This is a genomic window from Amycolatopsis nivea (assembly GCF_004522235.1).
Classification (GTDB): Bacteria; Actinomycetota; Actinomycetes; order Mycobacteriales; family Pseudonocardiaceae; genus Amycolatopsis; species Amycolatopsis nivea.
Genome location: NZ_SDLT01000036.1, coordinates 57,238 through 68,173 on the forward strand (window position 1 = coordinate 57,238; position 10,936 = coordinate 68,173).

The 10,936-nt window shown below is 68.6% G+C and carries 12 protein-coding genes and 1 tRNA gene; 10 read left to right on the forward strand and 3 right to left on the reverse strand.

All coding sequences use genetic code 11. From position 1 onward, the window contains the following. Nucleotides 1-324: 324 nt before the first annotated feature. On the reverse strand, nucleotides 325-1,233 hold the full coding sequence (locus tag EIZ44_RS33300) for an SGNH/GDSL hydrolase family protein (RefSeq protein WP_134733096.1): 909 nt from the start codon (nucleotides 1,231-1,233) through the stop codon (nucleotides 325-327). A gap of 40 nt (nucleotides 1,234-1,273) precedes the next feature. Then, on the reverse strand, nucleotides 1,274-2,185 hold the full coding sequence (locus tag EIZ44_RS33305) for a TIGR03619 family F420-dependent LLM class oxidoreductase (RefSeq protein WP_167754351.1): 912 nt from the start codon (nucleotides 2,183-2,185) through the stop codon (nucleotides 1,274-1,276). A gap of 434 nt (nucleotides 2,186-2,619) precedes the next feature. Here EIZ44_RS33305 and EIZ44_RS33310 point away from each other — a divergent pair. From EIZ44_RS33310 to EIZ44_RS33335, 6 genes are all read left to right on the forward strand, one after another. Next, nucleotides 2,620-2,692: transfer RNA gene (locus EIZ44_RS33310), tRNA-Trp, on the forward strand. Nucleotides 2,693-2,724: 32 nt separating this feature from the next. Then, complete coding sequence (secE, locus tag EIZ44_RS33315; protein ID WP_107051120.1) at nucleotides 2,725-3,159, forward strand: preprotein translocase subunit SecE; 435 nt, start codon at nucleotides 2,725-2,727, stop codon at nucleotides 3,157-3,159. A 76-nt stretch (nucleotides 3,160-3,235) separates the two neighbouring features. Then, nucleotides 3,236-4,057 carry a transcription termination/antitermination protein NusG gene (nusG, locus tag EIZ44_RS33320; protein WP_037816303.1) on the forward strand — a complete coding sequence of 274 codons (822 nt, stop codon included), beginning with the start codon at nucleotides 3,236-3,238 and terminating at the stop codon, nucleotides 4,055-4,057. A gap of 82 nt (nucleotides 4,058-4,139) precedes the next feature. Further along, a complete protein-coding gene (gene rplK / locus EIZ44_RS33325; protein WP_037360170.1) occupies nucleotides 4,140-4,571 on the forward strand; it encodes a 50S ribosomal protein L11 in 432 nt (143 codons plus the stop codon). 90 nt (nucleotides 4,572-4,661) lie between these two features. Then, complete coding sequence (gene rplA, locus EIZ44_RS33330) at nucleotides 4,662-5,381, forward strand: 50S ribosomal protein L1 (RefSeq protein ID WP_037816302.1); 720 nt, start codon at nucleotides 4,662-4,664, stop codon at nucleotides 5,379-5,381. Nucleotides 5,382-5,450: 69 nt separating this feature from the next. After that, nucleotides 5,451-6,260: an alpha/beta fold hydrolase gene (locus EIZ44_RS33335; protein WP_037816301.1), complete on the forward strand. Its 810-nt coding sequence runs from the start codon at nucleotides 5,451-5,453 to the stop codon at nucleotides 6,258-6,260. A 3-nt stretch (nucleotides 6,261-6,263) separates the two neighbouring features. Here EIZ44_RS33335 and EIZ44_RS33340 read toward each other — a convergent pair whose 3' ends face one another. Then, on the reverse strand, nucleotides 6,264-7,199 hold the full coding sequence (locus tag EIZ44_RS33340) for a hypothetical protein (protein WP_134733100.1): 936 nt from the start codon (nucleotides 7,197-7,199) through the stop codon (nucleotides 6,264-6,266). 319 nt (nucleotides 7,200-7,518) lie between these two features. On the opposite strand from EIZ44_RS33340, the gene rplJ reads away from it, so the two are divergent. The 4 genes from rplJ to EIZ44_RS33360 all read left to right on the forward strand — a co-directional run bounded on the left by rplJ (nucleotide 7,519) and on the right by EIZ44_RS33360 (nucleotide 10,935). Beyond that, entirely contained in the window at nucleotides 7,519-8,073 is a 555-nt protein-coding gene (gene rplJ / locus EIZ44_RS33345) for a 50S ribosomal protein L10 (RefSeq protein ID WP_037816297.1), read from the forward strand. Nucleotides 8,074-8,123: 50 nt separating this feature from the next. After that, nucleotides 8,124-8,510 (forward strand): 50S ribosomal protein L7/L12, encoded by a 387-nt coding sequence (gene rplL, locus EIZ44_RS33350; RefSeq protein ID WP_037816296.1) that lies wholly within the window; start codon nucleotides 8,124-8,126, stop codon nucleotides 8,508-8,510. A 458-nt stretch (nucleotides 8,511-8,968) separates the two neighbouring features. Beyond that, a complete protein-coding gene (locus EIZ44_RS33355; protein WP_037816295.1) occupies nucleotides 8,969-10,150 on the forward strand; it encodes an ABC transporter ATP-binding protein in 1,182 nt (393 codons plus the stop codon). 32 nt (nucleotides 10,151-10,182) lie between these two features. Continuing rightward, nucleotides 10,183-10,935 carry an MlaE family ABC transporter permease gene (locus EIZ44_RS33360; RefSeq protein ID WP_051165981.1) on the forward strand — a complete coding sequence of 251 codons (753 nt, stop codon included), beginning with the start codon at nucleotides 10,183-10,185 and terminating at the stop codon, nucleotides 10,933-10,935. The last annotated feature ends 1 nt before the right edge of the window (nucleotide 10,936 follow it).

Here is a 10,936-nt window from a genome sequence, read left to right on the forward strand (position 1 = left end):
ATAGGTCCGGCGCGCTGCTGCGGTCCGTGAAGGGCTCCTTGAGGGAACCAGATTCCCTCAAGGAGCCCTTCACGGCCTTTCGGGGAAGCGAAGCCACGCGGCCAGCCTCGCCAGCCGGTGCTCCGCCGCGGCCCGGCGAGCGCTACCGGGAACCCGCCGCAAACCGCAGCTCTCGCTCGCCCCTGACGAGCCCGCAGCTCGGCCTGATCGCCCCAATGTGGCGTTGGGTGCATCTGACGCATCGAAAGCCACATTGGGTGCGCGGCACGCACCGAACGCCACATTGGGTGCGCGGGACGCACCGAATGCCACATTGGGGCGCTCTCAGTGCACCCCGAGCACCGACTCCACCACGTCAGCCATCCCCGCCTCGCCCCGTGCGTTCGGGTGCAGGGCTGCGGCCGAGGACGTCGGGATCACCCCTTCGACCCACTTGACGTCCGAATTCGCGCACACGTCGTGCCCCTTGCTCGGCGCGGCGGTGTCGGCGAACCCGGCGTCGTGCGACTTGGCCTGGTCGGACAGGGCGTCGTTGAGCTTGCCGAGCGCGTCCCGCAGGTACGCCACGTCGCCGGAACCCAGCGGCAGCACCGGCCAGCAGCCGTCGCCGTCCGGGAGGACCGTCGGGTAGCCGACGACCACCACTCGCGCCTTCGGGGCCTTCTTGTGGATCTGGTCGAGCGCGGTGCCGACCTTCTTCGCGGTCGCGCTGATCCGGTCGGCCAGTTCGTCCTTGCCGCCCGCGGTGAGCCGGTCCTTGCACGGCGAGGCGCTCTGGTGGGAGGTCACACAGGTCTGGGCCAGTGAGATGAATCCCACATCGTTGCCGCCGATGCCCAGGGTGACGAGCGTCGTGTCCGCGGTGACCGAGTCGAACTGCGGCGGGTTCGAACCGTTGCGGGTCGACTGGGTGTCGGTCAAGTCCTCGGTCGTCGCGCCGCTGCAGCTGACGTCCACGAACTTCGCCGGCTTCAGCTTCGCCGACACCAGGTGCGGATAGTTGTTGTCCGACCGCGCGCATCCGGCCGGCGAGCCCGCCTGCTTCCCGGTCCGCGGCGCCGACGTGTACGAGTCGCCGAGCGCGACGTACCGGCCGCTGCCGCCGCCGGTGTCCGCGCCGGACGGCGGTGCGGTCGACGAGTCGTGCTTCGACTTGTAGTAGCCGACGGCCAGCAGCGCCCCCACGACCACGAGGACGAGCAACCCGCATCCACCGCTTTTGTTTGCCCCCACCCGACCGTTTTACCGGTCCCGCTCCTCGCCGACGACCCGCTTACGGGTGATCACGCAAAGACAGGGCGTGCAGTTCGCCCGCCAGTTCCAGCGCGTGCGGGACGGTTTCGGCCACATAGTGCAGATCGACCAGTGCCTCGGTGATGCCGTCCGCTTCGGCGGCCTTCAGCTGAGCCGCGACGTCCTCGACGGACGCCGTCTTCGACCCCGGCGTCGGGTTGATCCGCAGCACCCGGCGCAGCGACTCCGGATCCCTTCCGGCCTTCTCCGCGGATTCGACGACCACGTCCCACTTCTGCCGCAGCATCGGGATCGGGAGCCCGGCGGGCAGCCAGCCGTCGGCGATCCGGCCGACGCGGCGCAGTGCCGCGTCCGACGCCCCGCCCAGCAGCACCGGCGGACCGGGCTGCTGCAGCGGACGCAGGCCGATCAGCGAGTCCGGGATGTCCCAGCGTTCGCTCTGGTGCCCGGCCGGATCCGCGGTCCAGAGCGTCCGCAGCACCTGGACCAGTTCGGCCAGCCGCGCGCCGCGGTGCTCCCACGGCACGCCGGCGGCGATGTACTCGTCGCGCAGCCAGCTGAGCCCGAGGCCGACGTCGAGCCTGCCGCCGGACAGCAGGTCCAGCGAAGTCAGCGAACGCGCCAGCAGCACCGGGGAGTAGAGCGGGCCGTTGAGGGTGCTCGACCCCAGCCGCGCGGTCTCGGTCGAATTCGCCGCGATGGTGAGCGCCAGCAGCGGATCGACGAAGCGGACGAACTCCGGCGGGTACGGCTGTTCGGGTGTACCGGACGGGTAATAGGTCTTCGGGGCGACCGGGGTCAGGACCCGGTCGCCGACCCACAGCGAAGCGAAGCCCATCCGCTCGGCTTCGGTGGCGAAGCCGGCGATGGCGGAGGGATCGGCGAGCTTGCCGTACTGCGGCAAAGCGAGGCCAAGCCGGAATGAGGTCACCGCTGCTCCTTGATCAGAGTTTCGCTTGCGGGTCAACGAAGATCATCTTCCAGTGCGCCGGTCTTGGCTTCCTGACGGGGAATTTCGCGGGCGTGGAAGCGATTTCGGTTGCCGTGCCAGCGATCCGGAGCGGTCGCGAAGCCGGGCGGGACAACGCTCGTCAGCGGCTTTGCGATTAATCGGATAACGGGCACGCGCTCATATTCGCACGATCAGGTGATCTTCGCCGAGGATTCCGGGGTGCTGTCCGAAGGGTCCGGAACGGCCGTCTCCGGGGTGCCGCGAGACCGTCGCGGCGCGGTCGAGGGGGCTGGGTTGCGAGGCTTCATACGGCTTGCCGTAGACTTCGGAACTCGGAACGCACTACGGTCATCCCCGCCGGATGGTGGGGACGATGGAATGCGTCCTCCGGAGCCAGGGTGACCGGGCTCCACAGGGGTGTAGCTCAATTGGCAGAGCAGCGGTCTCCAAAACCGCAGGTTGCAGGTTCAAGTCCTGTCACCCCTGCGTACGGGAACTGGTGGAGCGGAGGAGTGGTCGTGAGCGACAGCGACGCCAGCGGCGAGCACGAGCAGGACGATTCGGGCAAGCAGCCCGGAGTCGAATCCCGCCCGGTGTCCGCCGCGGCTCGGCGCGAACGCCGCGCTTCCGCTCGGCCGGCAGGCAAGTCCGAGGCACGGCCGGGCTCGACCCGTCCGTCCGGCAAGGCGGGCGACAAGGTCGCGAAGCCCGCCGACGCCAAGGGCGTGCCCACCCCCAAACGGGACCGGAAGGCCAAGAAGGCCTCGGTGTTCGCCCGGTTCACGCGGTTCATCCGCGAGGTCTGGGCCGAGCTCCGCAAGGTCATCTGGCCCAACCGCAAGCAGATGGTCACCTACACCGCGGTCGTGCTGGTGTTCGTGGTGTTCATGGTGGCCCTCGTGAGCGGCCTCGATCTCGGCTTCAAGGAGCTGGTCGGGCTGGTCTTCGGCTGACGCCCGCAACGGGCGCGCCACCGCGCTGGCCGGGCCCCGGTCCGGCCCGGCAAGCGATCAACTGAGAGGACGGAACGTGACCTCCGACAACGGCACCGAAGCCGGTCGCGACCTGACCGAGCTTTCCGACGAGCAGGTGCAGACGGCACCCGGCGACGAGGAGTCCGCCGACGCCGTCGAGGTGCCCGTCGCCGAGGACGAGGTCGCCGCCGACGAGAGCGCTGAGGAAGCGGACGACGCCGCCGAAGCCGACGTGACCGAGCCCGCCCCCGAGGCGGACGACCCGGTCGCCGCGCTGCGCGCCGAGCTCAAGGCCGCGCCGGGCGAGTGGTACGTCGTGCACTCGTACGCCGGTTACGAGAACAAGGTCAAGACCAACCTCGAGACGCGTACCCAGACCCTGGACGTCGAGGACTACATCTTCCAGATCGAGGTCCCGACCGAAGAGGTCACCGAGATCAAGAACGGCCAGCGCAAGCAGGTGCAGCGCAAGGTGCTGCCCGGCTACATCCTGGTCCGGATGGACCTCAACGACCAGTCGTGGAGCGCGGTCCGCAACACCCCGGGCGTCACCGGGTTCGTCGGAGCCACCTCGCGGCCGTCGCCGCTGACCGTGGACGAGGTGCTGAAGTTCCTCGCCCCGCAGGTCGAGAAGGAAGCCCCGGCCAAGGCTGCCAAGGGCGGCGAATCGGCCGCGGCCGCGCCGTCCGGTGCGCCCGCCGTCGAGGTCGACTTCGAGGTCGGCGAGTCGGTCACCGTCATGGACGGCCCGTTCGCCACGCTGCCCGCCACGATCTCCGAGGTCAACGTCGACGGGCAGAAGCTGAAGGTCCTGGTGTCGATCTTCGGCCGGGAGACCCCGGTCGAGCTCTCGTTCAGCCAGGTCTCCAAGATCTGACGGCCGGGCCATCCCGGTCGGCAGTCCCCGCGTACTGGCAGGTGTGCGGGGGACTCACGTCAGTTAAGAAGGACACAAGGTAATGCCACCCAAGAAGAAGAAGCTTGCGGCGATCATCAAGCTGCAGATCAAGGCGGGTGCGGCCAACCCCGCGCCGCCGGTCGGCCCGGCGCTGGGTCAGCACGGCGTCAACATCATGGAGTTCTGCAAGGCCTACAACGCCGCGACCGAGTCGCAGCGCGGGGACGTCGTCCCGGTCGAGATCTCCGTGTACGAAGACCGGTCGTTCGACTTCAAGCTGAAGACGCCGCCGGCCGCCAAGCTGCTGCTCAAGGCCGCGGGCGTGGAGAAGGGCTCCGGCGAGCCGCACAAGACCAAGGTCGCCAAGGTCACCTGGGACCAGGTCCGCGAGATCGCGAAGACCAAGGAGACCGACCTCAACGCGCACGACATCGACCAGGCCGCGAAGATCATCGCCGGCACCGCCCGCTCGATGGGCATCACGGTCGAGTAATTGCTTCGGCCTCGCTGAAGCAAAACCAGTGGGAGAGCCAGGTGCTGGCTCGTCACCACACTGATCCACTGACTTACTAAGGACAGAAGCATGACCAAGCACAGCAAGGCCTACCGCCAGGCCGCGGAGCTGATCGACAAGGCGCGCCTGTACGCGCCGCTCGAGGCCGTGAAGCTGGCGAAGGAGACCTCCAAGACGAAGATGGACGCGACCGTCGAGGTCGCGATGCGTCTCGGGGTCGACCCGCGCAAGGCCGACCAGATGGTCCGCGGCACCGTGAACCTGCCGCACGGCACCGGTAAGACCGCCCGCGTCATCGTTTTCGCCGTCGGCGACAAGGCCGCTGAGGCCGAAGCCGCCGGCGCGGACGCGGTCGGCACCGACGAACTGATCGAGCGCATCCAGGGTGGCTGGCTCGACTTCGACGCCGCGATCGCGACGCCGGACCAGATGGCCAAGGTGGGCCGCATCGCCCGCATCCTCGGCCCGCGCGGCCTCATGCCGAACCCGAAGACCGGCACGGTGACCCCCGCGGTCGAGAAGGCCGTGAAGGACATCAAGGGCGGCAAGATCAACTTCCGCGTCGACAAGCAGGCGAACCTGCACCTGGTGATCGGCAAGGCGTCGTTCGACACCGAGAAGCTGGTGGAGAACTACGCGGCCGCGCTGGACGAGATCCTGCGCGCCAAGCCGTCGTCGGCGAAGGGCCGCTACGTCAAGAAGATCACCTTCACCACGACGATGGGCCCGGGCATCCCGGTCGACCCGGCGCGGACCCGCAACCTCCTCTCCGAGGAAGCCGCGGTCTGAGTCGCACATCACGCGAAAGGGTGGTCACGCTTCGTGCGTGACCACCCTTTTTTCGTGTCTCATGGACGTATGCCAACGACGTTCCTCGCCCCCGACGGGCTCCAGCTGAGCTACACGGTCTGGGAGGGCGACGGACGGCACCGGCGGCCCGTCGTGCTGCACCACGGTTTCGCCGCCGATTCCCAGGTGAACTGGGTCAACCCCGGAGTCGTGGACGCACTGGTCAAGGCCGGGTTCACGGTGATCGCGCTGGACGCGCGCGGACACGGCGAGTCGGAGAAACCGCACGACCCGGCGGCCTACGGCGAGGACATCATGGCCGCGGACCTGACCGCGCTGTTCGACGAACTCGGCCTGGACGAGGTGTGCCTGGCGGGCTATTCGATGGGCGCGATCGTCTCGCTGCTGGTGGCTACGAGTGACCGGAGAGTCCGCTGCCTCGCGGTCGGCGGCGTCGGCGCGGGAATCGTGGACTTCGGCGGGGTGGACGCCCGGGTCATCAACCGCAGCCAGATCGCGGACGGACTGCTGGCCGAGGACCGGTCGCAGGTGCCGCCGGCGGCCCGCCCGTTCCGCCGCCTGGCCCGCCGCGCGGGCGCGGACGTCGAAGCACTGGCCGCGGTCATGCACGCGACCCCGCACGGCCCGATGCGACTCACGAACCTGTCGGCGGCGACGCTGATCCTGGCCGGGGAGTCGGACGAACTGGCGACCCAGCCGGAACGCCTCGCCGCGGGAATCGCGGGCGCGCGGTTGGTGCGGGTGCCGGGGAACCACATGGAAGCGGTGGCGCACCCGGCTTTCGCGGCGTCGTTGGTGGACTTCTTCGCGTACTCGGACACGGGGGAGACCCGGTTGCCGATCAGCTCGCCTGCCTGACGGTCAGCCCGGGGTGGAGGTCGCCGTCGGCGGCGTGCACTTCTCGGGTCCGCGTTTATGCCCGACGATCAGCCACTGTCCTTTTTCGACCTGCTTGACGGTGAAGTCTCCGAGAGCCGGGCCGCCGGTGATCGCGAAGTCGCACGACTTGATCACCACGTCCTCGCCCGGCGGCCATCCGGAGCGCTTCGAGATCGACTCGGCGTAGGCGTCGACTGAACCGGGTGCCCGGTCAAGCCGGTCGTGCAGGCCCTGCACCGCGGCGGCGCAGTCCGTGAAACCGAGATCGGTCGCGAACTTCTGTTGCGTTGCCTGGTCGAAAAGGCCGCAAACGTGGTCGACCATGCTCTTCGGCCCGGGGCCGTGCTGAGCGATCCCGTCGTAGACGCGGCGCACTGATTCATAGGGCGAGGCCGTCGTGAGGATCTGGTTCGTGTGGTAGGTCCCGCCGCCCTCGGCGGCGATCTGGGCCGAGGTTTTGCCGTCGTCGCTGGGGAAGATCTGGTGGTATCCCCAGTTGACCAGGATCCCGAGGATGACCAGGGCGATCACCCAGCCCAGGATCTTCCCGCCGAGCCGCTTCACCCAGCGCGGGACCGGGCGGCGGTTCTTCGGCGGTTCTTCGTACGCGGTCAGCGCGCCCGGATGGTTCGGCGGCGCAGGCGGCTGGCCACCGGCCAGCGGTTGCGGCTGGCGGTTTCCGGCCGGGACCAGACCCGCGTCGGGGGCCGGTTCGGTGCCCTGCTGGGACTGGGTGAACCGCAGGTACTCCTGGAACCGCTGGAATTCCTGGAACTGGCGCAGCTGTTCCGGATCCAGCTGGGGCTCCGCTGATGCGTTCGGCTGCGGGAGATTCGGCGCTGCCGGTTGGGGCAGGTTCGGCGTCGAGCCGGGAGAGGGGGTTTCTTCCGGCTTTCCGTGATCACGCTGTTCCGCCACGTCACCAATGATGCCCGCTCCGGCGCGATTTCCCGAGACTGCCCCGGTTCTCGCAGCTCAGCAAGGGGGTGCCCGCGAACGGCAAACAACCCTCCCGTATGCTGGTCAACGGTTCTACCAAAGACCGCTGGTTCTCTCCGGATTCCCGGGGAGCGAAGGTTCGCCCGCAACGGCGACGGCCCGCGCAGGAGGAACGAGGCTTTCACCCCAGTCTTCACGGCTGGGCAACGCCCCGCGTCTGACTGCGCGTGGGCGTTTTTTCGTTCGGGGGCGCCTCCGCCGAAGCCAGTGGTGACACTAGCCAAGAGAGGAGGCGACCATGGCGAAGCCCGACAAGGTGGCGGCCGTCGCCGAGATCGCGGAGAGTTTCCGCAGCAGCTCGGCCACCGTCGTTACCGAGTACACCGGCCTCTCCGTGACTCAGCTGTCCCAGCTGCGCCGCGCTCTCGGCACCAGTGCCAAGTACCGGGTCGCGAAGAACACCCTCGTCAAGCGTGCCGCTGAGGACGCCGGCCTCGAGGGGATCGAGGACCTGTTCGTCGGCCCGACCGCGATCGCTTTTGTGCACGGCGAAGCAGTCGACGCCGCGAAGGCGCTTCGCGACTTCGCGAAGGAAAACAACGCGCTTGTCATCAAGGGCGGCTACATGGACGGCAAGTCGCTGTCCGTGGACGAGATCACCAAGATCGCCGATCTCGACAGCCGCGAGGTGCTGCTCTCCAAGGCGGCGGGCGCGTTCAAGGCGAAGCTTTCCCAGGCCGCGGCGCTGTTCCAGGCGCCCGCGTCCCAGGTTGCCCGCCTGGCTGCCGCGCTGGAGGAGAAGCAGCGCAACGCCACCGGTACCGAAGCAGCCGAAGCACCCGCCGAGAGCTGAACCACCCCACCCCCCGAACGTCTCGTTCGTTTTTCTGAGAGGAAGCCATCATGGCGAAGCTGAGCACCGCCGAGCTGATCGACGCCTTCAAGGAGCTGACCCTTCTTGAGCTGTCCGAGTTCGTGAAGGAATTCGAAGAGGTCTTCGACGTCACCGCCGCCGCCCCGGCCGCCGTCGTCGCCGCCGCCCCGGGCGCCGCGCCCGCCGAGGCCGCTGCGGAGCAGGACGAGTTCGACGTCATCCTCGACTCGGCCGGCGACAAGAAGATCCAGGTCATCAAGGTCGTCCGCGAGGTCGTCTCCGGTCTGGGCCTGAAGGAGGCCAAGGAGCTGGTCGAGGCCGCTCCGAAGGCGCTCCTGGAGAAGGTCGACAAGGAGGCCGCCGAGGCCGCCAAGGAGAAGCTCGAGGCCGCTGGCGCCAAGATCTCCATCAAGTGATCCCGGGCGCGCAAGCGCCTGTTGCACCACCTCGAAAGGGGCGGACACCCGACACGGGTGCCCGCCCCTTTCGCTGTCCGGACAAAAAAGACGCACAGTCGCCGAGCCGGGCCCGCGACACCCTCGTTCAGGCGAACAAACCGTGCGTCCGGCGACCCCGGGTCACCCCCTGTTTGCCGCGTTTCCCGCCGGTTAACCCGTCAGGGTGAGCGGAAGTCGGCCATCTGGATCTGCGCCCGAACGTGACGTGCACTACCGTGCTGCCAGCGGTCGCCGTACTGGATCCCCGTCGCGTGAGGTGTGCACGGGGGCTGGCCAGAGAACAAAACTGGTGAGTAACCTGTTCGCGCTCAGCTCGTTGCACCTGGTTGAAGCGGAGTTCGCCGCGCGAGCTCCGCCGCTGCCAGCGGTGACGGGGCGGCGGTGCGCGACGACGCGGAACAGCTCCTGGAGGTGCGATGGGTGCCGAGGTGGTCATCGAAGGTCTGACGAAGTCCTTCGGAAAGCAGACCATCTGGCGGGACGTGACGCTGACCCTGCCTCCCGGCGAGGTCTCGGCGATGCTCGGCCCGTCCGGAACCGGCAAGTCCGTGTTCCTGAAGTCGATGATCGGCCTGCTCAAGCCGGACCGCGGACGATGCGTCATCAACGGCGTCGACATCGTCACCTGCTCCGAGCACAAGCTGTACGAGATCCGGAAGCTCTTCGGCGTCCTGTTCCAGGACGGCGCGCTGTTCGGCTCGATGAACCTCTTCGACAACGTGGCCTTCCCGCTGCGGGAGCACACGAAGAAGTCCGAGACCGAGATCCGCCGCATCGTGCTCGAGAAGCTCGAGATCACCGGTCTGGCCGGCGCGGACAAGAAGCTCCCCGGCGAGATCTCCGGCGGTATGCGCAAGCGCGCCGGCCTCGCCCGCGCCCTCGTGCTGGACCCGGAGATCATCCTGGTCGACGAGCCGGACTCCGGTCTCGACCCGGTCCGCACGACCTACATCTCGCAGCTCTTCCTGGACGTCAACGCCCAGATCGACGCGACGTTCCTGATCGTGTCGCACAACATCAACCTCGCCCGCACGGTGCCGGACAACCTCGGCATGCTGTTCCGCAAGGAACTCGTCATGTTCGGCCCGCGCGAGGTGCTGCTGACCAGCGACGAACCGGTGGTCGAGCAGTTCCTCAACGGCCGCAAGCTCGGCCCGATCGGCATGTCCGAGGAGAAGGACAGCGCCCAGATGGCCCGCGAGCAGGCCGAGGCCGAGGCGGGCCACGGCGACGTGCTCAACGAGGACGTGCGCGGCGTCGTGCCGCAGATGCAGGTCAGCCCGGGCGTGCCGGAGCGGGCCGGGGCGAAGCGGCGGATGGACCGCGTCATGCGGATCCTGCACACGCTCCCGCCGAGCGCGCAGGAGGGGATCATCGAATCCCTGACGCCCGAGCAGCAGCGGCACTACAACGTGCGGCCCAACCCCGGCGCCTTCCACCACCAGCCAGGTCCCGAGGACACCCAGCAGCTGCCTCCGGTCAGCTCGCCGGGTCCGGTGCCCAACCAGCACCAGGGACAGCTCCCCGCCGACCAGGTCGCGCGCATCCCCGGCGCCGCGGACCGCCGGTCGCCCCGGCACGGGCAGGGTGGCGCGTGACCACCAGCACGGCCAAGATCCCCGGCTACGGAATGCTGCGGGAGACCGGGAACCTGTTCGCGCTCGGCCTCGACATCATCCGCGGCATCTTCCAGCGCCCGTTCCAGTTCCGCGAGTTCATCCAGCAGGCCTGGTTCGTCGCGAGCGTGACGATCCTGCCGACCGCGCTCGTCGCGATCCCGTTCGGCGCGGTCATCTCGCTGCAGTTCGGCGCGCTCGCCCGCCAGCTCGGCGCGCAGTCCTACACCGGTGCCGGTTCGGTGCTGGCGACCGTGCAGCAGGCCAGTCCGCTGGTCACCGCGCTGCTGGTGGCCGGCGCGGGCGGCAGCGCGGTCTGTGCGGACATCGGCGCGCGGACCATCCGCGAGGAGATCGACGCGATGGAGGTGCTGGGCGTCTCCGCGGTCCAGCGCCTGATCGTGCCCCGCACGCTCGCCATGATGCTCGTCGCGCTCCTGCTCAACGGCATGGTCAGCGTCATCGGCGTGCTCGGCGGCTACTTCTTCAACGTCGTGCTCCAGGGCGGCACCCCTGGTGCGTACCTGTCCAGCTTCTCCGCGCTCGCGCAGCTGCCCGACCTCTGGGTCGGCGAGATCAAGGCGCTGATCTTCGGCTTCATCGCGGCGGTCGTGGCGGCTTACCGCGGCCTGCACCCGAGCGGCGGCCCGAAGGGCGTCGGCGACGCGGTGAACCAGTCGGTGGTCATCACGTTCCTGCTGCTCTTCGTCGTGAACTTCGTGATCACGCTGATCTACCTGCAGCTCGTGCCCGGAAAGCTGGACTGAT

Coding starts and splice junctions, on each gene's coding strand:
- rplJ (WP_037816297.1), top strand. CDS start 7,519: ATGGCGAAGCCCGACAAGGTGGCGGCCGTCGCCGAGATCGCGGAGAGT.
- EIZ44_RS33355 (WP_037816295.1), top strand. CDS start 8,969: ATGGGTGCCGAGGTGGTCATCGAAGGTCTGACGAAGTCCTTCGGAAAG.
- rplA (WP_037816302.1), top strand. CDS start 4,662: ATGACCAAGCACAGCAAGGCCTACCGCCAGGCCGCGGAGCTGATCGAC.
- EIZ44_RS33335 (WP_037816301.1), top strand. CDS start 5,451: ATGCCAACGACGTTCCTCGCCCCCGACGGGCTCCAGCTGAGCTACACG.
- rplK (WP_037360170.1), top strand. CDS start 4,140: ATGCCACCCAAGAAGAAGAAGCTTGCGGCGATCATCAAGCTGCAGATC.
- EIZ44_RS33360 (WP_051165981.1), top strand. CDS start 10,183: ATGCTGCGGGAGACCGGGAACCTGTTCGCGCTCGGCCTCGACATCATC.
- rplL (WP_037816296.1), top strand. CDS start 8,124: ATGGCGAAGCTGAGCACCGCCGAGCTGATCGACGCCTTCAAGGAGCTG.